The sequence below is a fragment of the Hymenobacter busanensis genome (assembly GCF_008727865.1).
GTDB lineage: Bacteria > Bacteroidota > Bacteroidia > Cytophagales > Hymenobacteraceae > Solirubrum > Solirubrum busanense.
The window spans coordinates 179,762-201,473 of sequence record NZ_VTWU01000006.1; the positions used below are offsets into that span (position 1 = coordinate 179,762).

Here is a 21,712-nt window from a genome sequence, read left to right on the forward strand (position 1 = left end):
CAACCGAAGTGTGGTCGGGAGTCGAATAACCGTTTCGGCCCCGGCCCACACGCCTTGCTACGCCCTCAGCCGCTTATGCCACACCCTTTTGCATTCTCCATGATTCCTTTCGGGCGCGTATTGTTTGCTGTGCTGGTTGCCTTTGGGCTACTGGCTGCGCCCGCGCGTGCCCAGCCGAGCACCGCCCCGGAAAAGCCCCGCGTCACGCGCATCCTGTTTCTGCTCGACGCTTCGGGCTCGATGAATGCGCCCTGGGAAGGCAAGCCACGCATGGAGGTGGCCAAGGCGCTGCTAGCTAAGATGGTCGATTCGCTCAACGCCTACCCCAACCTGGAACTGGGCCTGCGCGCCTACGGCCACCTGCACGACAAGGACGAAAACAACTGCGAAGATTCGCGGCTGGAAGTGCCGTTTGCGCGCAAAAACGCCGGCCCTATCAAGGATAAGCTCAAGCAGATTGAGCCCAAAGGCAACACACCCATCACCTACTCCCTGCTGCAATCGGCCGCCGACTTTCCGGCCGACAAAACCGCACGCAACGTGCTCATTCTGATTACCGACGGGCTGGAATCGTGCAAGGGCGACCCGTGCGCTACTTCGGTGGCGCTGCAGCGCAAGCGCGTGTTTCTGAAGCCGTTCGTCATTGGTATCGGGGCTGAGCGGGAGTTTGGCAAGCAGCTCGAATGCCTCGGGCAGTACTACAACGCGGCCGAGGTGAAGACCTTCCGCACCATTCTCAACGACGTCATTGCCCAAACCCTGGCCAAGACGACGGTGTCGGTGAACCTGACCGACGAGAACGGCCGCCCGGTGGAGACGAACGTGAACATGACGTTCATCAACAACGTGACCGAGCAGCCGGAGTACAACTACGTGCACTACCGCGACGCCAAAGGCCAGCCCGACGTGCTCGACGTGGACGCGCTGCAGAGCTACGACCTCGTCATCAACACTGTGCCGCCGGTGCGCCAGCAGAACCTCGCCATCAAGCCCGGTAAGGCCAACGTGCTGACTTACAAAACGCCGCAGGGCACGCTCAACCTGCAGAATCCGCAGCTCACGCCCAACCCCTACGGCACGGTGCAGGCCGTGGTGCGCGCCCAGGCCAGCCCGGCCACGGTGGTGGCTCGCGCTTTTGGGGGCAAGCAAAAGCTGCTGGCCGGCAACTACGAGGTGGAAATCCTGACCCTGCCGCGTATCGTGCGACGCATCAGCATCAAGCAGGGCCAGGAAACGGTGGTGACCTACGACGCGCCCGGCACGCTCAACATTATCAGCGACCTGAAAGGCTACGGCAGCATCTACCGCCTCAATCAGGACGATTCGCAAACCTGGGTGTACAACCTGCCCGACGGCGGCTCGTCGAAAATCAACCTGCCGATGCAGCCGGGCACCTACCGTCTGGTGTTCCGCACCGCCACGGCCACCGGCAGCAAGTTCACCGATGCGCGCACGTTCACCATTCGGAGCGGGCAGACGACGTCAGTTAGCATTTTTGGGAAATGAACATGTATCTAATTCCTCTTCTTATTATGCTTGTTCAGCCTATAAAAGCTGAATGTATCAAAGGGCGAATTAATACAGAAGCAGACCTTGCCTACGGGGTTCTGATTTCCAAATCAGTAAATTCTAACCAAGTAAAATCATTGCTAATCAAAGCTCCTAAGTCATTCGATTTTGAATTGTGTGACCTGACTGCTAGCACTTATAAGTACGAGCTCTACATAAACCGAGGACCCAATACCGATACACTCTACATTGGCTCAAGTCTGGTTGGTGCGTCTAATATTAAAATTACATACCCGCTCAAACTCCGCAAAAATGTGCTAGGCCATTGGATTTGCCCCAAGTGCAATCGGGCTGATCAAACGCTGGAAATGGTATACGGCGACGGTATTCCAGAGAACTTGGCCTCTCGCAAACGCCCGCAGGGGTGCATCAATCATGGCACCAGAGGCTACTGCAACCGCGACCGAATCCACTTCTAACCAGAAAACTCTCCTCCCTTCATACATGAAAGATTTCCCCTACACCGAATCCAAAGACACCCGCTCGGGCTTCGGCGCCGGCCTGCACGAGCTGGGCAAAACCAACCCCAATGTGGTGGCCCTCTGCGCCGACCTCACCGGCTCGCTCAAGATGGACGCCTTCAAGAAGGACTTCCCCGAGCGGTTTTTCCAGGTAGGTATTGCCGAGGCCAACATGATGGGCTTGGCCGCCGGCATGACCATCGGGGGCAAGATTCCCTTCACGGGCACCTTCGCCAACTTCTCGACCGGCCGCGTCTACGACCAGATTCGCCAGAGCATTGCCTACTCGGGCAAAAACGTGAAAATCTGCGCCTCGCACGCCGGCGTGACGCTGGGTGAAGACGGCGCCACGCACCAGATTCTGGAAGACGTGGGCATGATGAAGATGCTGCCGCACATGACGGTCATCAACCCCTGCGACTTCAACCAGACCAAAGCTGCCACCATTGCCATTGCCGACTACGAAGGCCCGGTGTACTTACGCTTCGGTCGCCCGGTGGTGCCCAACTTCACGCCCGCCGACCAAACGTTTGAGATTGGCAAGGCCGTGATGCTGAACGAAGGCACCGACGTGAGCATCTTCGCCACCGGCCACTTGGTGTGGAAGGCCATTCTGGCCGGCAAGCTCCTGGAGGCCAAAGGCATCAACGCCGAAATCATCAACATTCACACCATCAAGCCGCTCGACGCGGAGGCCATCCTCGCCTCGGCCCGCAAAACCGGCTGCGTGGTAACGGCCGAAGAGCACCAGATGAACGGCGGCCTCGGCGACGCCGTGGCTCAGCTGCTGGCCCGCCACGAGCCGCTGCCCCTGGAAATGGTAGCCATCGACGACTCCTTCGGCGAATCGGGCACGCCCGACCAGCTGATGGAGAAATACGGCCTGACCGAGCACGACGTTGTGAAAGCCGTGGAAGCGGTAATAAAGCGTCGGAAATAGTATCTACTCTAAATGTTAAAAGCCCCCGCAGCTTCAAGTTGCGGGGGCTTTTTTATATCGGCATTATTTGGAATCAGCACGGTGGATTTGGCAGGCATTATTTCAACTGCCAATTGCAGCAAGTCATATCACATGTTGTCTATTTCGACAAAGCGTTAATTCATGGTGACTTTATCCACTTATTGTCTTACATGCTTAATTATAGCTGGCAAGTTAGCAATTGGTGAAAACCAGCCGTTCAGCTCATTCATTCTCATGCCATAAACCCCTTTCGTAAACAAGTCCATAACATAATCAATAGCGCCTTCAATACCCATGGATATAACCATTAGATTCCCTTCGGCATCAACAAACCCTCCATCTTTTATGGCTTTTCCGTATTCGTGAGCCTTTTGTCGGTCGGTAAATACAAATACCCATCCTTTATTATCCATGACTCCAACAAATGGCTTCCTATCTTCTAGTCTCTCGGTATGCTTGGTAATAAAATGCCACTGTGGAAGATTAAGTGCCGCCTTCCATAGCTCGGATAAATCTTCCTTGCTTCCGCTTGTCTTGGCTTTTTCCAAGAGCGTGTCGATGTCATTCTGAGCAGGTTGTTGCATATTTTTCTTCACGTTCAAAGTTTATTGATTCTTTTTTTTATTTCGCGCTCAAATCATATAACATTCAAATGCCTTTCACCCGGCGTTAATAACCCGCAGCAGCAATACAACCAGTATGTATTTGATATTTTACAATTATTATGACATTATCTAATAATAGATTAATGTCAGTCATTGGAATACTCCATTAATGGCCGGATTTGTGAACCGGCGTTGTCTGCTCAACTGGGTTTTGGGAAGTACTTACCATTTTCTGATGAACCGCTAGTTCTTCGCACCGCACTCAGCGCAGAACCGCTGCTCGGGCTTCATCGAGGCGCCGCAGTCGCCGCAGAATTTCTCCTTGGCCTGGGCCGCTGCGTTGGGCGTGCCGCACTCGGGGCAGAACTTCTGGCCGGGGTTGAGCTTGGCGTTGCAGCTGGTGCACTGCACAATACCGGCGCGGTTGGTGAAGTCCAGGTCCTTGGTGTAGTTCTGCTCGCGGGTTTTGGTGTAAATCTGCTCGCGGGCGGCCTGCGACTGTTGCGCGGCCAGTTCTTCGTGCTCGTCGGGGGCGCAGTCTTCGCAGAGGCCGGCCTTGCTGTTCCAGCACACATCGGGGCACACCCAGTGGCCGCAGCGGGTGCACTGCTTGAAGTACTGTTTGCCTTCCTGCACGGCCTTTTCCAGGGCTTCGTCGTGGGCTTTGCCGCCGATGGCGCGCTGCACGTGGTAGGCAGCGTTGCCGGCATCGGAGAAGTAGCCGCCGAAGAGGCTGCCAGCGGCACGCATCAGTTCACCGGCAATGCCCACGCTGTTCGGCTGAAACCGGGACATATGGCCGTTGCGGCACTTGTCGCAGTAAAACTTAAACTGGAAGCCTTTGTCGGTGGAAAGGTCGTCTTGGTTGGCGACGAACTGAATCAGGTTGCTCACGGTGCGCGGTATGAAGGTGCGGACGTAAATATCACTACTGCTTGTCGGCGCTGGCAATAGCATGTAGATGTGAGGCCCGCCATTGAGGCCGGCAGGGCGTTATCGGAGGCGAAGTACTTCGATGCACAATGGCACCAGAGCTATTGACACGGCGATAAATATAGCTACTCGCACATAGTTCAGGGTTTGCCAATGCGCGGCGCGGCGCCCCAATTCGCTACGGGCATCCGCTCCTTCGGCGGTGGCAATGCGCTCAAAGGCCATGATGTTCGGCGCGAAATACACAATCGTCCAAACCCTTACGGCGAAGTGCACGGCAAACAACACCAACAGCCAGTTGCGCACGAAATCCAACTGCCAGCAGAACGCAATGGCGAGCATAAACGCCACTTCGTGCAGGGAATGAAATGCAATCCAAAAAGTTTTTAGGCTCACCCCGTTTTTGTCGGCCAGCAGGCCGAGCGTTTCGGGCGGGCTGGCCGCCCATTTTGGCACGAACACAATGGTTTCGAATACCTGGGCGCCGTTCATCAGAAAGTACACCAGCGTAGTGACGCAAAGCCATATTTCGGCCCTGACGAGGTAGTCCGTCGTGACGTTTTCCATCGTGGTTATTGTGCGTTGATGCGTTCGGTGGTTTCGGTCATCAGGGCAATAGCCGCCTGGAAATACCGCTCGATTACCTCGATTTCACGCTCCGAAAAGGAGGCTATCAGCTTGGAGGTTTCTTCCTGCAGGCCGGCGAAAAGAGGCGTCAATAGCCGGAGGGCATTTTCGGTGTTGGGCACAATGATGACCTTGCGGCGGTCGGTGCTATCGAACTGCCGTCTGACCAAGTCTTTTTTCTCCAGCCGGTCGATCAGGCCCGTTACCGCTCCGGTGGTCAACCCCGTGATTTTCGCCAGCTCGCCCGCCGTCAGCTCTCCTCGCTGCATAATCAGCCCCAGGTACTTGTGGTCGGTGCCCGACAGGCCGGCTTTGCGGGCAATGGCTTCGTGCATCAGGATGGAGGCATCCGAATAGCGCCGGCTGATTGCGCGGAAATGCTCGATGTTGCGCATGGTGCTTGTTTCTGAAGTCTATTTATCTTTTTGTGCCAATTATCTTATCAGCAAAGATAAAAGCAAGTTTGAAAATTGCTGCTTGATGCTCAGCAAATAATGCCTTGCACCCGCTAGTTTCGGCGCGGGTATTAAACCCTGCATTGGTGGGGTCATCTAAGCCCTTGCGCTACCCGCCTCCACCCCTACCCACTCCCCTGCTTGGAAGACCAGGAGATACTCGCCAAGTTCGGCGACCCCAGCAGCCGCAACCTCGCTTTCAACCAACTGGTGCGCAAGTACCAGACGAAGGTGTATTGGCACGTGCGCAAGATGGTGGTCGACCACGACGACGCCGACGACCTGGTGCAGGAGGTGTTCATCAAGGTGTGGAAGCATCTGGAGAACTTTCGGCAGGATGCCTCCCTCTACACCTGGATTTACCGCATTGCCACCAACGAATGCCTGAACTTTCTGCAGAGCAAGCGGCGTAAGTTTTTTCTGCCCATCAACGACGTGAGTGCCGAGCTGGCCCAGAAGCTGGAGGCCGACGAAAGCCTGACCGGTGACGCGGTGGAGAAAAAGCTTCAGCAAGCCATTCTGCGCCTGCCCGACAAGCAGCGCCTCGTGTTTAACCTGCGCTACTACGACGAAATGCCCTACGAGCAGATGGCCGAAGTAACCGGCACCAGCGTAGGGGCGCTGAAAGCGTCGTACCACCACGCGGCCAAGAAAATTGAGCAGTACGTAAACGAAGCTCCCGATTAAACTTCGCGGCCCCGGCCGCCTCCAATGCATATGAAAACGCCTTTCCGCTTGGACGAGCACCCGCGGCGCCCCCAGCCGCTGGCCCCGCCGCCCGACGCCTATTTCGATAAACTCCCGCTGCGCATCATGCAGCGCGTGCAGCCGGCCCCGCAGGCCGAAAGCCTGCCGGCATTTGGCTGGCTGCTGGCTTGGCCGGCGCCGCTGCGCACGGCCCTGGCTTCCGTTGTGGTACTGCTGGGCTTTGTGGGGGCGTTTTGGCTCACCAACGACCCGCTGACTTTTTCCCACCCGGTGGCAGTGCAACGTGCCTCGGCCTCCCAGGCCCTGGCCGCCGTGCCCCGCGCCGAACTGGTGCAGTACCTGACTTCCGACGCCGCGCCGCAAGTGGCCCTCACCGACCTGGCCGAAACCGCCGTGGCCGACCAGGATTTGACGCACGTCTTCCTGCCCGGTTCGCCAGCCGACATTCAGGCTGCCCTCGACGAACAGCCCACCGAAGACGTTTACCTATAAGTTTCCCTGCTCCTTCCCATGTCTACTCCACTCTTTTCTATCCGTCGCCCGTTGCCGCACGTGGCATGGGCGTTGCTGCTCGCCTTGCTGAGTTTTGGCGCAGCCCAGGCCCAACAGCACGGCGGCGGCCACCCGCGCTCCGAGCGCCTCGAAGCTGCTCGCGTGGCCTACATCACCGAAAAACTGGCCCTCACCACCGACCAGTCGCAACGGTTCTGGCCGCTCTACAACGAGTTTACCGACAAGCGCCGCAGCCTGCGCAAGCAGGCCCGTGGCGAGATGCGCAACCAAGACGTGGCCACCATGAGCGACAAAGACCTGCGCGAGTCCATCAACAACCAGTTTGCCATGCGCCAGAGCGAGCTGAACTTGGAGAAGGAATACCTCGACAAGTTTCAGAAGGTCATCACGCTGCGCCAGGTGGCCCTGCTCTACCAAGCCGAGCGCGACTTCACCAAAGAGTTGCTGAAGCGCTTGGATGGCCGCCCTGCCATGAGCAAATCGATTGAACAGTAGTCCGACTGCTGTTGCCGGTTTTCGAAAAGCCCGCCGCATTGGCGGGCTTTTTTGTGCCCGATGGCGGTACTTTTGCGCCATGCTTACGCCCCGCCAACTCTTCCTGCGCCACCAAGCTCAAACCTCCGACACGCCCCTTCTGCTCGAAGTAGAGCGGGCCGAGGGCGTGTGGATGTACGGCCCCGCTGGTCAGCGCTACCTCGATTTGATTTCGGGCATTGGCGTAAGCAACGTGGGGCACCGCCACCCGCGCGTGCTGGCCGCCATTCAGCAGCAGCTCGATAAGTACCTGCACCTGATGGTGTACGGCGAACTGGTGCAAACGCCACAAGCCGAACTGGCCCACGCCTTGCACCACACCCTGCCCGCCCACCTCGACAATGTGTACCTCGTCAACTCCGGCACCGAGGCCGTGGAGGGCGCCCTGAAACTGGCCAAGCGCCACACCGGCCGCACCGAGCTGGTGAGCTGCCTGAACGCCTACCACGGCTCCACGCAGGGCGCCCTGTCCGTCAGCGGCTCCGAAAACTTCAAGCGCAGCTTCCGCCCCCTGCTGCCCGACGTGCGCCACATTCGCTACAATGCGACGGAAGACTTGGCGCAGATTACCGAGCGTACGGCAGCCGTCATCGTCGAAACGGTGCAGGGCGAAGCCGGTATTCGCGTGCCCGAAAACGACTACTTGCAGCACCTGCGCCGCCGCTGCACCGAAGTGGGCGCGCTGCTCATTCTGGACGAAATACAGTGCGGCTTTGGGCGCACCGGCACCTTTTGGGCCTTTGAGCAATTCGGCATTGCGCCCGATATCCTGCTCTGTGCCAAGGGTATGGGCGGCGGCATGCCCATCGGCGCTTTCATTGCGCCTCAAGCCATGATGCACGGCTTCAAATCGGACCCTGTGCTGGGCCACCTCACCACGTTTGGCGGGCACCCGGTGTCGTGCGCGGCGGCACTGGCTACGCTGCGCGTCATTCAGGACGAAGGCTTGCTGGCCGATGTGGCCGCCAAAGCGGCCCGGTTCCGCAGCCAACTGGTGCACCCGGCCATTCGGGGTGTGCGCGGCCTGGGCTTGCTGATGGCCGTCGAATTCGACTCCTACGCCGTGCTCAAGCCCATCATCGACCATGCCCTGGCCCACGAAGGCGTGCTCACGGACTGGTTTCTGTTCTGCGACAATTCTCTCCGGCTGGCCCCGCCGCTCACCATTTCGGCAGCGGAAATAGATTGGGCCTGCGCGGCGCTGTTGCGTGCTATTGAACACGTAACCGGCCAACCTATTGCGCAATAGCACCCCACAAAAAATCGTCGTTCCGAGCAATGGCGGGAACGTGGCCGGCCCAAACAGCTAGCGGTGCTACGCTGTCAGCCGGCCCCGGTTTCCCGCTTTGCTCGGAACGACGATGGTACGATGCAGTTGGCCTTACAGCCCGGCCCCGTGCGTGGGGTGGCTGCTGCTGGTGTGGTAATTCAGGAACGACTGCGACTCTTCCTTGATTTGCTCACGGGGCAAACCGTCGCGCACGCCCATTGAAATTTTACGCACGAGCACGCCCACAATGGCCTTGCGAAAGCCCAGCTTCTCGGCCATGTCGATGCAAAAGTCCATTTCGTTGTCGTCCACCACGCCGTCGGCCAGCATCATGTCCACGAGGTCGAAAATCTGGTCGAAGCGCTCCGAGTCGTTGTCGGGCAGGGCGAGCAGAGCTTGGCTGGTGTTGGCTACCACGCCGCGCACGTCGCTGGCGCTCAGGCCGTTTTTCTTGCCTACGGCCACCAGAAAGTTCATTTCCCGTTCGTCGATGTGTCCATCAACGCGAGCCAGAGAAGCCAGGTTTTGGATGTGGCTACGAACCTTTTTGTTTTGCTCGCTTTCGAAAAAACCAAACATAAGTCGGGCAGGGAAAAACGGTGAGGGGTAAGCGGACGTTGAATCGGGGCGGGATGCAACTGCCTACGAAAGCCGTTGGGCGCCGTTGCAGACGCTGTTAAGATATCTTTTCGTCCACAACAATCAATACGCGGGCCGCAAAAAAAATGCCGGCCCATCCTCCATATTTCCCTGAATGGTGCTAACTCGCGGGCTTGTTTGGCACTGCGGCGCGACGTTGCGGCGGCCCCTGTTTCTTTTTCCGACCTTGATTGCATGAAACGAATTGGAGTATTGACGAGTGGTGGCGACGCGCCGGGCATGAACGCCTGCGTGCGGGCGGTGGTGCGCACCGCGCTCTACCACGGCCTGGAGGTGTACGGCATCATGCGCGGCTATTCGGGGCTGATCAAGGGCGAAATCGTGCGCCTCGACACCACGGCCGTGGCCAACGTGGTGCAGCGCGGCGGCACCATTCTCAAGTCGGCCCGGAGCCAGAAATTCATGACCCGCGAAGGGCGCGAAGAGGCGTACAACCAGCTCGTGCACCACGGTATCGAGGGCTTGGTGGCCATCGGCGGCAACGGCACGTTCACGGGCGCGGAGCTGTTCGAGCGGGAGTTTGGCATTCCGACGGTGGGCGCGCCGGGCACCATCGACAACGATTTGTTCGGCACCGACTACACCATCGGCTACGACACGGCCGTGAATACCGCCCTCGAAGCCATCGACAAGATCCGCGACACGGCCGACTCCCACGACCGCGCCTTCTTCATCGAAGTGATGGGCCGCGACTCGGGCTACATTGCCATTCCCTGCGCCATCGGGAGCGGGGCCGAAATTGCCCTGGTGCCCGAGCAGGTGCAAAGCATCGACTCCATCATCGAAACCCTGCAGCGGGCCCGCGGCCGCCAAAAATCTTCCCTGATTGTGATTGTGGCCGAGGGCGAGGAAGAAGGCAACGCTACCCATATTGCCACGCAGGTAAAGGACGCCATTCCCGAACTCGACGCCCGCGTAACGGTTATCGGGCACATCCAGCGCGGCGGGGCGCCCTCGGCGGCCGACCGGCTGCTGGCCTCGCAGATCGGCATAGCGGCGGTGGAGGGCCTCATCAACGGCATGCGCTCGGTCATGGCCGGCATCGTCGACCGGAAGCTCGTCTACACCCCCTTCCACGACTGCATCACCCGCAAAAAGCCGCTCAACCACTCGTTTGTGCGGATGATTGACATTTTGTCGACGTAAGCGCTGGTTCAGCGAAACCGCTGGGGGCGCAGCACGCGGGGCTTTAGGGTTCTGCCGTGCTGCGCCCTCGGTGTTAAGTAGCTGCTTCCGGGCCCTGCACCGAGTCGATAATTCTTTCGAACGCCTCATCGGGGTGCAGCCACTGGTACGCCGGGTCGCGGCGGAGCCAGGTGAGCTGGCGCTTGGCGTAGCGGCGGGTGTTGCGCTTGAGCAGGCGCACGGCTTCGGCGTAGTCGTAGTCGCCGTCGAGGTAGCCGAATATTTCCTGGTAGCCAACCGTTTGCAGGGCCTGCGCGTGGCGGTACGGCAGCAGGCCGCGCACTTCGCCGAGCAGGCCGTGGGCCAGCATCTGGTCCACACGCTGGTCGATGCGCTGGTAGAGTTCGTTCCGCTCGCGGCTCAGGGCAATTTTGCGCACCTGAAACGGCCGCTCGGCTTTGGGGCCGGCGCTGTGAAAACTGCTGAACGGCTGCCCGCTGCTCAAGCACACTTCCAGCGCGCGCAGCACCCGCACGGGGTTTTGCCGGTCGATGCGAGCGTAACACACCGGATCGAGCACGGCCAATTGCGCCAGCAGGGCGGGCAGGCCACCGGCGTCCAACTGCTGTTGCAGCGCCGCCCGCACGGTGGCATCGGCCGGCGGCAACTCGTCGAAGCCATCGGTAACGGCTTGCAGATACAGGCCCGAGCCACCGGTCAGAATCACAACCGAGTGGCGTTGAAACAGGTCGCGTAACAGCGCCAGGCAGTCGGTTTCGTAGCGGCCAGCGCTGTAGTCCTCGGTCACGGAATGCGAATCGACGAAGTGGTGTGGCACGCCTTGCATTTCCTCGGCGGTGGGCTTGGCCGTGCCGATGCTCATCTCGCGGAAAAACTGCCGGGCATCGGCCGACACGACATCGGTGCCGAAGTACTGAGCCAGTTGCACGCACAGCGCGGTTTTGCCCACGGCTGTGGGGCCGGCCACAGTCAGCAGCAGCGGGGTGGTCTTGCTCATGCCGGTACGATTTCGGGAGCCGGCAACAGCGCCGTGTACAACTGCAGCAGGGTTTGCTCCTCGTGTTGCCAGTTGAGCTCCAGGCGGGCTTGTCGGCAGTTGGTGGCTAGTAGCTGGTAGTAAGCCGGTTCGTCGCGCAGCAGGCGGTTGAGGGCAGCGGCCAGCGCGGCCGCCGTCAACTCGGGCACCACCTCGGCCACGTGGTACTGCTCGTTGAGGTGGCGGTATTCGGGCAGGTCGGAAATCAACTGGGGAATACCCGCGTGCAGGTAGTCGAAGAATTTGTTGGCCAGCGAATAGTAGTAGCTCAAGCCCAGATTTTCGAGCACGCTGATGCCTACCGAGGCGCCCTCTGTAACGCGCCGCAGCTCGGCCGGCAGCACGTAGCCGCGAAACTCCACCTGCCCGGTTTGCAGCACGCCCAGTTCCGCGGCGCGGCGGCGCAACTCGGCCGACAAGTCGCCTTCGCCGCAGAGCACCAGGCGGCCTGCCACCAGCGGCATGGCATCGAGCAAGGCTTCGAGGCCCCGCCCGGCGTTCAGGGCGCCTTGGTACAGAATGTAGCCCGCGGCCGGATCGGATGCGCGCGGCGCGCCCTCGGCCTGCAGCACGCTGATGTTGCGCACCGTGCCAAACGGCCGGCCGTAGCGCTGCTCAAACAGCCGCGCCAAGGCTGGCCCCACGGTGTAGGCCAGCGTAGCGCGCGGCACCACAAACCGTTCGATGGCCAGCCACACGCGCCGGATAGCCGGCCGCGCTACTACTTCGGGCACTTCGGTAAACAGCTCGTGGGCGTCGTACACGAAGGGCAGCCCGCCCAGGCGGGCCCGCAGCCACGTGGGCAGGGCCGCGTCGAGGTCGGCGCAGCCGTAGGCGTGCCAGCCGCGCTGCCCGAGCAGGTAGAGCAGCAGCCGCAGGTTGTATTCGAGGTAGAAGAGCTTGCCTTTGCTGAACCAGCAGCGCAGCCGGTGCTGTTCAAAGGCCTGCGGCGTAAGCGGTTGCGACGCCGGCCACTGGCGCCCCACCAGCCGCACGTGGTACCCGTGCCGCGCCAGCGAAGCGCAGATGCGCTGCATGCGCTGGTCGTAATTCAGGTCGGTGGTAACGGCGAAAAGCAGACGGCGCACGTATTTACAAACAGCAAACCCGCCGGCAATAGCCGACCGGCCGGGGTTTCAGGATATTTTTGACAAATTTAGACGTAAAACCTGCCCCTCTTGCAGGGCCGGGACGCTGGCCGGTACGGCACCCCCGCATTTCTATTGCTGCTGCGCATGGCTTCTTCAATTGCACTTGACTCTACGGCCACCGAAGCCGCTGCTTACCGCGCGCTGTTCGACCACGCGTACGACGCCCTCTTTATCTACGACGAGCGCGGCCACCTCATCGACTGCAACCACACGGCCGTGCAGCTGCTGGGCACTACCCGGCCGCTGCTGCTGGCTGCCGGGCTCATGGCCTATGTGCGGCCCGACGCCGAGGCCCGCAAGCAGCCGGCCTGGCTTACCGAATCGGACGAACTGGAGGCGGTGCTGCAAACGGCCCGCACCGGCGAGCAGCAAGCCTGCTGGTGGTACGGGCAGCGCCCCGACCTCACTCCCATCGACGGCTGGCTGACGCTCCACCGCCTGGAAGTAGCCGGCACCTACCGCGTGCAGCTCACCCTGCGCAACGTCACGCAACCCCAGGAGCCCTACAAGGAAGCCGTGCAGCTGCAGGTGCAGACGCAGGCGCACCCCTCCCACCAGTTGCGCGACGTCCTCAGCCGCGCCAACCTCTGTTACCTGCTGCTCGATGCCGAGGCGAAGGTGGTGGACTTCAACGATTACTTTGCCCACCTCACCGGCTACACCCGCGAAGAATTGCTGGGCCGCGACTACTTCGACGTGTTTGCCCCGCCCATGGAGCGGGAGCCGCGCCGCTTTGCGTTCAACAAAGCGTGGCAGGAACACCAGCTGCAGGATTTTTTCGAGCGGGCCCTGCTCACCCGCGACGGTAAGCAGCACACCCTGTACTGGTACTCCGAGTTCGACCGCGACGCTTCCGGGGCTCCCACCGGGGTTTTGTTTGTGGGCCGCGACTTGAGCGAGGGGCAGGTGGTGCAGCGGGTGATGACCGACAACCGCACCCGCCTGCAGGACTTCCTCGACAATGCCCACGACCTGATTCAGAACCTGAGCATCGACAACCACTTCCTGTTTGTGAACAAGGCGTGGAAGGAGAAGCTGGGCTACGACGACGACGACCTGCCCAACCTGACGCTGTCGGACGTGGTGCACCCCTACTACAAGGCCAAGCTGATGTACCAGCTGCGCAACCTGTACAAGGGCGAAAAGGTGAACAAGCTCGAAACGGTGTTCCTCACCAAAACGGGCAAGCCGGTGCACCTCATCGGGTCCATCAACTGCTCCTGGGACGACGGTGAGCCGGTGAGCACCCGCGCCATTCTCCACGACATTACCGACCGCATCAAGGCCGAGCGCCTGCAGAAGGTCTACTACAGCATTGCCAACCTCGCCATCAGCTCCAAGGACCTCCACTCCTTGTACGGGGCCATTCACCGCGAGCTGAGCAAGATTATCGAGACCAACAACTTCTACATTGCCCTGACCGACGAGAACCGGACGCAGCTGCAGTTCGTGTATTTCATCGACCAGAACACGCAATTTGAGAAGGCCGCAACCTCGCGCCCGTTTTCTTCGGGCGTGTCGGAATACATCATTCGCACCGGCAAGCCGCAGTTTCTACTCAAGCCCGATCTGCAGGCCCTCATTGCCGACGGCACCATCACGGCCTACGGGCTGATGCCGGAGGTGATGCTTTGCTCGCCGCTGAGCGTGGGCGACCGGATCATCGGCGTCATTACGGTGCAGGATTACACGCGCCCCGACGTGTACGCCCCCGGCGACCTAGAAATTCTGCACTTCATCTCGAACCAAGTGGCCCTGGCCATCGAGCGGAAGCGCAACGAGGTGCAGATCAACAAGCAGAACGCGCGCCTGAATGCCATCTTCGAAAGCGGCACGCACTTGATGTGGTCGGTGGATATGAAGTCGCGCCTGACCTCGTTCAACCGCAACTACGCGGCCTATTTCCTGCGCCGCAACGGCGTGCACCCGGCCCTGAACGTGAACCTGTGGCAGGCCGACCTGGCCATGATGGAGGAAGACGCCCGGCAGCTGTTTGTGGAGAATTATTCCAAGGCCTTCGAGGGCGTGCCGCAACGCTTCGAGGTGCGCCTGCGCGACGTGCGCGGGCAGGACACCTGGCGTGAAATCTACCTCAACCCCATTTACCTCGACGACGGCACGTTCGAGGAAATTTCGGGCATTGCCCACGACATCACCGACAAAAAACGCGGCCAGTTGGAGCTGGCGGCCCAGGAAGAGAAGTTCCGCGCCATTTTCGAGTCGTTCCAGGACGTGTACTACCGCACCGACGGCAAGGGCGTGCTCACGCTCGTGAGTCCCTCGGTGGAAGACATGCTCGGCTACACGCCCGAGGAAGTAACCGGCACCCCCATTGCCGATTACTACCTGAACCCCGACGAGCGGGAAAGCCTGCTCACGGCGGTGAGGGACCACGGCGAAGCGCGCAACTTCGAGGTGGCCATGCGCCACAAAGACGGCCACGCCGTGAGCGTGCTGGTGAATGCGCGCATGGTGCAAGACGGCCCCGCCGGCACCGAAGGCATTGGGCGCGACATTACGGAGCTCAAGAAAATGCAGGACGATTTGCGCCGCGCCAAAGACGAGGCCGAAGCTGCCCTGCACGCCAAAACCCAGTTTTTGGCCAACATGAGCCACGAGCTGCGCACGCCCATGAACGGCATCATCGGCATGATTGACTTGCTGCACCAAACCGTGGCCTCGGAGGAGCAGGAAGAGTACGTAGATACGCTGCGCAAATCGTCGGATGCGCTGCTGGCCATTCTCAACGACATTCTGGACCTGTCCAAGATTCAGGCGGGCAAGATGGAGCTGAGCGTGGAGGGCATGGACCTGCACTACACGCTGGAGAAGATTCACTCGCTCTTCGCCAACCGCGCTACCCAGAAAAACCTGCGCTTCACTTACCGCGTGGCCGAAAACGTGCCGCGCTTCATTGTGATGGACGAAACGCGCCTGCTGCAGGTGCTTTCCAACCTCACCTCCAACGCCATCAAGTTCACGGCCCAGGGCACGGTCAGCATTGTGGTGTCGGGCGCGCCCGAGCCCGATGGCACCTGGCAGCTGCGCTTTGCGGTGCAGGACTCGGGCATTGGTATTTCGGAGGAAAACGAGAAGCTGCTCTTCACCAACTTCACCCAGCTCGACACCACGCCCACCAAATCCTTCGGCGGCACGGGGCTGGGCCTGGCCATCAGCAAGCAGCTCACCGAGCTGATGGGCGGCACCATTGGGCTCTATTCTAACACCGGCGAAGGCTCCACGTTCTGGTTCACCATCCGCTGCCAGGTGGCCTACAACAAGGAGGAGATTCTGCGCGAGCGGCAACAGTCGCGCGACCGGGCCCCGGAAATCCTGCGCTTCGAAGACGCGCCCAAGGTGCTGCTCGTCGACGACAACCCCATCAACCAGAAAGTGGCCATTCGCTTGCTCGACAAGCTGGGTTGCGACACCGAACTGGCCAGCGACGGGTTTGAGGCCATCGGCAAAGCCACCAGCGGCAAGCGCTACGACCTCATTTTCATGGATATCCAGATGCCCGAAATGGACGGCATCACGGCCATGCGCGAAATCCGGCGCCGGCTGGGCCCCGCGTGCCCGCCCGTGGTGGCCATGACGGCCTATTCCATGAAGGAAGACGCCGAGCGGTTTGTGCAGGAAGGCATGGACGACTACGTGTCGAAACCGGTGAAAAGCCAGGACCTGTTTGCCGTGCTGCGGCGCTGGCGCCCCCTCCCGCACGTTGCCGAGCCGGCCGTAGTTGCCGATGCGCCCGCCGTAGCCGCCCAACCGGCCTTGCCGGCAGTGCCCGAGCCCGAGGCGGAAGTAGATACCCGTCCCATCATCGATGCCGAAACCATGGAGCAGCTGCGCCAGCTGGGTGGTGCCGATTTTGCCGCCGGCCTCTACGCCGACTTCGAAGTGGAAGCCGAACCCTTGCTGGCTGAGGCTGGCAACCTCGTAGAACAAGGAAAATTCGCCGAGATTTTGCCCCATTTGCACCAGTTGAAGGGTACGGGCTTTACCTTAGGCCTCATTCGCCTGGCCGAACAGGCCAAACACCTTGAACACGACCTGAAACAAACGCGTACCGAACATACCAAGCGGGACTTTCAGGCGCTATTGCGTTATTTCGCAGAATTCAAGGCCGAGTACCCGGTTCGGACCAACGCCACCAACTAACTCGCTTCGCCTCACGCTCACCACGCCCCTCCCAACCCTAAAAAACTGGCCGTCAGACATGTCCGATTCCAAAACCATTCTCATTGCGGAGGATAGCTCCGTAATTCTGAACCTGACCAAAAAGATTCTGGAACTCCAGAAATACCGCATCGTGTCGGCCAAAAACGGCGGGGAAGTGGTGAAGCAGCTCGAAGCCCAGCCCATCGACTGCATTCTGCTCGACATCAACATTCCGGTGAAGGACGGCATGACCGTGGCCCGCGAGATTCGCCAGCACAGCGACGACAAGATTCGCAAAGTGCCCATCATTGCCATTACCGGCAACGCCAACAACTACTCGATGGACGATTTCCGCGAGGCCGGCGTAACCGATTACCTGCCCAAGCCGCTCGACTTCGACGCCCTTGTGCGCACCGTTAAGCAGCACATCGGCTAAATGGTCAAATGGCTGAATGGTTAAATGGCTGGTCGTTCTAAACTACAATCGTCAGAACGACCAGCCATTTAATAATCTGACCATTTAACAATGCAAATAACTTTCCTCGGCACGGGCACTTCGCAGGGGGTGCCCGTTATTGGGTGCCACTGCCCGGTGTGCAGTTCGCTCGATTTCCGCGACCAGCGGCTGCGTGTGTCGGTACACGTGCAGGTGCAGGGCCGCAGCATCATCATCGACTCCGGCCCCGATTTCCGCCAGCAGGTGCTGCGCGCCCGCATCGACCGCCTCGATGCCCTCGTGTTCACGCACGAGCACAAGGACCACACCGCGGGCATGGACGACATCCGGGCCTACAATTTCAAGCAGCAGCAGGACATGCCCGTGTACGCCGAGCCGCGGGTGCTGGAGCAGCTGCGGCGCGAGTACGCCTACATTTTCGCCGACAAGAAGTACCCCGGCGTGCCGCAGGTACAAACCCACGCCATTCTGAGCGACACGGCCGCTTTCGAGGTCGAAGGCATCGAGTTTCAGCCCATTCGGGCGCTGCACTACAAGCTGCCGGTGCTGGGTTTCCGCGTCGGCAATTTCAGTTACGTAACCGATGCCAACCACCTTTCGCCCGAGTCGCGGGAGCGGCTGCGCGGCTCCGAGGTGCTGGTGCTGAACGCGCTGCGCCACGAGCCACACCTGTCGCACTTTTCGTTGTCGGAGGCTTTGGAAGTCATCGAAGACGTGCAGCCCCGCTGGGCCTATCTCACCCACATCAGTCACTTGCTGGGCAAGCACCGCGAGGTGGAAGCGACGCTGCCGCCGAACGTGTTTCTGGCCTACGACGGGCTGCGGCTGGAGGTGTAGCGTGGCTGACGGCTAGGGGTTTGTGCGGCTCAGGCGAAACCACAGCACGAAGTCCTTTTTCAGGGGCATTTCCTGCGAGGCCAGCTGCCGCTCTACTTCCCAGCGGGAGTACGTGAGCAGGTAGCGACGGCCATTGGCCTGCACGCTTGCCGTATCGAGCCAGCTTGGGTAGTTGGGGCGGGCCGCATTGCGGGGCAATTGCAGCTGCTGGATGCGGCCCTGAGCATCGGTAATGGCCAGCGTCGGCCACGCCATGCTGGGAGCCACGCAATACACGTCCTTTGGGCAATAGCTGTATCCCAACTCCGTCATCTGCACCGTCACCTCGGGCGTGGCGGCCGTGGGCAATTGTGCCTGCTGGCGGTGGTGCAGCGCAAATTCCTGGTCGAAAGCAGCCGTTATTGCCGGGAAGGTAGTTTCGGGTTCGACGCTGGATTTGTGGCACGCGGCCAACCCCAGGGCGGCTGGCAGAACGAGTAGCAATGCTTTCATAAACGGGAAACGTATTGATTGGCGGAGGCGCTGCCAAGGAGAGCCCGCCGCGCCGCCCAACGTTGCATTGACCACCGATAAAAGCCACCGAGAATTGTTGGCCGCCAGCGTCTACCTATCGGCGGCCCTATCGCACCGCTTGCTTCCATACCCCCGCACTATGCTCGCCCTGCGTCACCTGCACCACGTCGCCATTATTTGTTCCGACTACGCAGCTTCCAAACACTTCTACACCCAAGTACTGGGCCTGTAGGTGCTGCAGGAGGTGTACCGCGCCGAGCGCGACTCCTACAAACTCGATTTAGCGCTTAACGGGCAGTATCTGCTGGAACTGTTCTCGTTTCCGGCGCCCCCGCCGCGCCAGACCCGCCCCGAAGCCGCCGGGCTGCGGCACCTCGCCTTTGCCGTCGATGACCTGGACGCGGCCGTGGCGGAGCTGGCGCAGCAGCACATAGCCTACGAGCCCCTTCGCACCGACGAGTTTACCGGGCGGCGCTTCACGTTCTTGTTCGACCCCGATCTGCTTCCGATTGAGCTGTACGAAACAGCGGCTGCTCTACCTGCATCTTCTCCTGCCGCCACGTAAGCCCAAGCGCAGCGGGTAACTTGCGGCCTGCCTCGCTTCCGATACCATGCACAACAACTACTATTTCCTGCGCCAGCTGGCCCCGGCCCTCACGCGCCAGTTGCAAGGCTACCGCGTAGCCGCGTGCTTTTCGCAGGAAAAAGACGAGTTGGTGGTGGGCCTGACCAACGGCACGGCCGAGTTCTGGCTGAAAGCCCAACTGGCCGGCAGCCAGCCGCTGCTCAGCCTGCCCGAAACCTTCCATCGGGCCCGCCAAAACTCGGTAGACCTGCTGCCCGATTTGCTGGGCCGGCAAGCCGCCACCGTGGGCGTCTTGCCCCACGACCGGGTGCTGCGCTTGTTGTTTCTGGACGGGGCCGCGCTCTGGCTGAAGCTGTTCGGGCCGCGCCCCAACGCCGTGTTTCGTCCGCACCCCGAGGCCGCTGCCCAGCTCTTTCAGCAGCGCGTGACCGAAGACGCCACCCTGGGCCAGGGCCCGCCGGCCGCCGCGCCCACCCGCGAGGAGCTGGCCGCCCACCCCGACCCCGCCCGGCTGTTTCCTACCTTCGGCGACGTGCCGCGCTACTGGCTGCGCCTGCACGGCTACGAGGCTGCCGCGCCGCCCCAACGGCTGCGGCTGGTGCACCAGCTGCTGGCCCTGCTGGAAACTCCCACGGCCTACTACATCGTGCAGCTCGAAGGGCGCACGCGCCTGAGCCTGCTGCCGGTGGGCGACGTGGAGCAGACCCTTGCGCCCGATCCGGTGGCCGCGCTGCGGGCGTTTGTGCCGCTGCTGCTCGGGCGCCGGGCCTACGAAACCGAACACCGCCTGCTGCGCCTGCTGCTGGAAAAGCGGGCCGACGAAGCCACCCAGAGTGCTGCCCTGGCCCGCCAGCGGCTGCATACCCTGGAGCACGGCGCGAGCCACCGCCAAACGGCCGACCTGATTATGGCCAACCTGCACCAGATTCCGGCTGGCGCGGCGCACGCAGAAGTAGTCGATTTCTACAACCACGACCAACTGCGCACCATCAAGCTGAAGCCGACGGAAACGCCGCAGCGCACGGCCCAAAACCTCTACCGCAAGGCCAAGAACCAGCAGCTGGAAATCCAGCAGCTGCAGGAGCGCATTGAGCGGCGCGAAACCGAGGCCTTCTGGTGCCTCGAGCGGCTGGAAGAGCTGGCGGGCCTGACGGAGCTGCGCGCCCTGCGCAACTGGCGCAAAACCCACGGCCTCGACCCCACAGCCCAAACCAAAGAAGCCACCGAGCTGCCCTTCAAGGTGTTTGAGGACAGCGGCTTTACCATTCTGGTGGGCCGCAACGCCCAAAACAACGACCTGCTCACCCAGCGCTACGCCCACAAGGACGACTTGTGGCTGCACGCCAAGGATGTCACCGGCTCGCACGTGGTGATTCGGCAGCGGCCGGGGCAGGCCGTGCCCGAGCCGGTGCTGGAGCGGGCCGCGCAGCTGGCTGCGTGGTATTCGCGCCGCAAAAACGATTCGCTCTGCCCGGTCACCATTACGCCCAAGAAATTTGTGCGCAAGCCCAAGGGCGCGGTGGCCGGCCAGGTGCTGGTGGAGCGGGAGAAAGTAGTGCTGGTGGTGCCTGCCAACCCGTTTGAGCGCAACTAAGGCGAGACAACGCCCGGGTACAACGCAAAACCGGCCGGCTCCTGGGCAGGAACCGGCCGGTTGGCTTGCTGTGCGCACGGGGAGAGTCGAACTCCCACACCCGAAGGCACCACCCCCTCAAGATGGCGTGTCTACCAATTTCACCACGTGCGCAGAATCGTGGAAAGCGACGTCAGGGGACGTCCGCTTCGCCGGTTGAGGGCGGCGAAGTGGCGACAAAAGTAGTGCGAACATTCAGACGGTGCAAGCTGCCCGGCAGCTTTTCGCCCGTTTTGCGCCTAGCCCCAAGGAACTCAGGCATTAAAATTGACTTTGGCGCGGCAATTCACCCGGTATTCACCCAGTTTTTGCGAAGTTGCCGGGAATCCTTTTGCCGCCGCACCTCCCCTTCTATGACTCCCACCCAAGCTTTTCAGGAAATTACCAGCACCCATAAAGGCACGTTCTTTCAGCGCATGGCCCAGGCCATTACCCAGTGGTCGGGGTCGTCGTGGGCGTTTGGGCTGGCCTTGGCTACCGTGCTGGTGTGGGCGGCCACGGGGCCGCTGTTCCACTACTCCGAAACCTGGCAGCTCGTCATCAACACCGGCACCACCATCATCACGTTTCTGATGGTGTTTCTGATTCAGCGGGCCCAGAACAAAGACTCGCTGGTGCTGCACCTCAAGCTGAATGAGCTGATTGCGGCCACCAAGGGCGCCAGCAACCGCCTCATCAACGCGCAGGACTTCACGGAAGAGGAAATTGCCATGCTGCACGAGTTCTACTGCCTGCTCGCCGAAAAAGCCAAGCAAGACAACGACCTCGGCCAAACACACACGGTGGAAGAGGCCGAAGAAAACCATGCCGAAAAGCTGCAAAAGCACCGGGCGTAAGGCCTCGGCACGCTTAAAACACAAGGGCAGCCGACGCATTGCGTCGGCTGCCCTTGTGTT

Annotated in this window: 20 protein-coding genes, 1 tRNA gene and 1 pseudogene; 13 read left to right on the forward strand and 9 right to left on the reverse strand. The window is 60.8% G+C overall.

Annotation, left to right across the window (positions count from 1 at the left end):
- Positions 1-99: 99 nt before the first annotated feature.
- Positions 100-1,506 carry a vWA domain-containing protein gene (locus tag F0P96_RS16585; protein ID WP_151080042.1) on the forward strand — a complete coding sequence of 469 codons (1,407 nt, stop codon included), beginning with the start codon at positions 100-102 and terminating at the stop codon, positions 1,504-1,506.
- A 507-nt stretch (positions 1,507-2,013) separates the two neighbouring features.
- Positions 2,014-2,970: a transketolase family protein gene (locus tag F0P96_RS16590; RefSeq protein WP_151080043.1), complete on the forward strand. Its 957-nt coding sequence runs from the start codon at positions 2,014-2,016 to the stop codon at positions 2,968-2,970.
- A 179-nt stretch (positions 2,971-3,149) separates the two neighbouring features.
- Here the strand turns inward: F0P96_RS16590 and F0P96_RS16595 are convergent, their stop codons facing one another.
- From F0P96_RS16595 to F0P96_RS16610, 4 genes are all read right to left on the reverse strand, one after another.
- Positions 3,150-3,575 carry a hypothetical protein gene (locus F0P96_RS16595; RefSeq protein WP_167291231.1) on the reverse strand — a complete coding sequence of 142 codons (426 nt, stop codon included), beginning with the start codon at positions 3,573-3,575 and terminating at the stop codon, positions 3,150-3,152.
- A gap of 264 nt (positions 3,576-3,839) precedes the next feature.
- Entirely contained in the window at positions 3,840-4,490 is a 651-nt protein-coding gene (locus F0P96_RS16600) for a zinc ribbon domain-containing protein (RefSeq protein ID WP_201743872.1), read from the reverse strand.
- A 99-nt stretch (positions 4,491-4,589) separates the two neighbouring features.
- The gene (locus F0P96_RS16605; protein WP_235917503.1) at positions 4,590-5,021 is read right to left on the reverse strand and encodes a transposase; all 432 of its coding nucleotides are present in this window, start codon (positions 5,019-5,021) and stop codon (positions 4,590-4,592) included.
- Between the two features lie 80 nt (positions 5,022-5,101).
- Positions 5,102-5,551 carry a MarR family winged helix-turn-helix transcriptional regulator gene (locus F0P96_RS16610; RefSeq protein WP_151080047.1) on the reverse strand — a complete coding sequence of 150 codons (450 nt, stop codon included), beginning with the start codon at positions 5,549-5,551 and terminating at the stop codon, positions 5,102-5,104.
- A 201-nt stretch (positions 5,552-5,752) separates the two neighbouring features.
- On the opposite strand from F0P96_RS16610, the gene F0P96_RS16615 reads away from it, so the two are divergent.
- From F0P96_RS16615 to F0P96_RS16630, 4 genes are all read left to right on the forward strand, one after another.
- Entirely contained in the window at positions 5,753-6,298 is a 546-nt protein-coding gene (locus tag F0P96_RS16615) for an RNA polymerase sigma factor (protein ID WP_151080048.1), read from the forward strand.
- A 30-nt stretch (positions 6,299-6,328) separates the two neighbouring features.
- Positions 6,329-6,811 carry a hypothetical protein gene (locus F0P96_RS16620; protein ID WP_151080049.1) on the forward strand — a complete coding sequence of 161 codons (483 nt, stop codon included), beginning with the start codon at positions 6,329-6,331 and terminating at the stop codon, positions 6,809-6,811.
- A gap of 18 nt (positions 6,812-6,829) precedes the next feature.
- A complete protein-coding gene (locus F0P96_RS16625) occupies positions 6,830-7,327 on the forward strand; it encodes a hypothetical protein (protein ID WP_151080050.1) in 498 nt (165 codons plus the stop codon).
- A gap of 79 nt (positions 7,328-7,406) precedes the next feature.
- Positions 7,407-8,615, forward strand: a complete 1,209-nt coding sequence (locus F0P96_RS16630) for an aspartate aminotransferase family protein (RefSeq protein ID WP_151080051.1) — start codon at positions 7,407-7,409, stop codon at positions 8,613-8,615.
- Positions 8,616-8,747: 132 nt separating this feature from the next.
- On the opposite strand, the gene F0P96_RS16635 is transcribed toward F0P96_RS16630, so the two are convergent.
- A complete protein-coding gene (locus tag F0P96_RS16635; protein WP_151080052.1) occupies positions 8,748-9,215 on the reverse strand; it encodes a tellurite resistance TerB family protein in 468 nt (155 codons plus the stop codon).
- Positions 9,216-9,470: 255 nt separating this feature from the next.
- Here F0P96_RS16635 and pfkA point away from each other — a divergent pair, with 255 nt between their 5' ends.
- Positions 9,471-10,442: a 6-phosphofructokinase gene (gene pfkA / locus F0P96_RS16640; protein WP_151080053.1), complete on the forward strand. Its 972-nt coding sequence runs from the start codon at positions 9,471-9,473 to the stop codon at positions 10,440-10,442.
- A 73-nt stretch (positions 10,443-10,515) separates the two neighbouring features.
- Here pfkA and miaA read toward each other — a convergent pair whose 3' ends face one another.
- Positions 10,516-11,439 carry a tRNA (adenosine(37)-N6)-dimethylallyltransferase MiaA gene (miaA, locus tag F0P96_RS16645; RefSeq protein ID WP_151080054.1) on the reverse strand — a complete coding sequence of 308 codons (924 nt, stop codon included), beginning with the start codon at positions 11,437-11,439 and terminating at the stop codon, positions 10,516-10,518.
- Positions 11,436-12,566 carry a glycosyltransferase gene (locus F0P96_RS16650; RefSeq protein WP_151080055.1) on the reverse strand — a complete coding sequence of 377 codons (1,131 nt, stop codon included), beginning with the start codon at positions 12,564-12,566 and terminating at the stop codon, positions 11,436-11,438. Before F0P96_RS16650 ends, miaA begins: the two co-directional genes overlap by 4 nt.
- 147 nt (positions 12,567-12,713) lie before the next feature.
- On the opposite strand from F0P96_RS16650, the gene F0P96_RS16655 reads away from it, so the two are divergent.
- The 3 genes from F0P96_RS16655 (at position 12,714) to F0P96_RS16665 (ending at position 18,084) form a co-directional block, all read left to right on the forward strand.
- Positions 12,714-16,790 carry a PAS domain S-box protein gene (locus tag F0P96_RS16655; protein WP_151080056.1) on the forward strand — a complete coding sequence of 1,359 codons (4,077 nt, stop codon included), beginning with the start codon at positions 12,714-12,716 and terminating at the stop codon, positions 16,788-16,790.
- Between the two features lie 58 nt (positions 16,791-16,848).
- On the forward strand, positions 16,849-17,226 hold the full coding sequence (locus tag F0P96_RS16660; RefSeq protein ID WP_151080057.1) for a response regulator: 378 nt from the start codon (positions 16,849-16,851) through the stop codon (positions 17,224-17,226).
- 90 nt (positions 17,227-17,316) lie between these two features.
- A complete protein-coding gene (locus F0P96_RS16665; RefSeq protein WP_151080058.1) occupies positions 17,317-18,084 on the forward strand; it encodes an MBL fold metallo-hydrolase in 768 nt (255 codons plus the stop codon).
- A 12-nt stretch (positions 18,085-18,096) separates the two neighbouring features.
- Here F0P96_RS16665 and F0P96_RS16670 read toward each other — a convergent pair whose 3' ends face one another.
- Positions 18,097-18,576: a hypothetical protein gene (locus tag F0P96_RS16670; RefSeq protein WP_151080059.1), complete on the reverse strand. Its 480-nt coding sequence runs from the start codon at positions 18,574-18,576 to the stop codon at positions 18,097-18,099.
- A 160-nt stretch (positions 18,577-18,736) separates the two neighbouring features.
- Here F0P96_RS16670 and gloA2 point away from each other — a divergent pair.
- Both gloA2 and F0P96_RS16680 read left to right on the forward strand, forming a co-directional pair.
- Positions 18,737-19,162 (forward strand): annotated as a pseudogene (gene gloA2, locus F0P96_RS16675) (SMU1112c/YaeR family gloxylase I-like metalloprotein).
- Between the two features lie 46 nt (positions 19,163-19,208).
- Positions 19,209-20,777, forward strand: coding sequence for an NFACT RNA binding domain-containing protein (locus F0P96_RS16680; protein WP_151080060.1), 1,569 nt, complete (start codon positions 19,209-19,211; stop codon positions 20,775-20,777).
- Positions 20,778-20,848: 71 nt separating this feature from the next.
- Here the strand turns inward: F0P96_RS16680 and F0P96_RS16685 are convergent.
- A tRNA-Leu gene (locus tag F0P96_RS16685) sits at positions 20,849-20,930 on the reverse strand.
- Positions 20,931-21,169: 239 nt separating this feature from the next.
- Here F0P96_RS16685 and F0P96_RS16690 point away from each other — a divergent pair.
- Entirely contained in the window at positions 21,170-21,652 is a 483-nt protein-coding gene (locus F0P96_RS16690; RefSeq protein ID WP_151080061.1) for a low affinity iron permease family protein, read from the forward strand.
- Positions 21,653-21,712 lie beyond the last annotated feature (60 nt).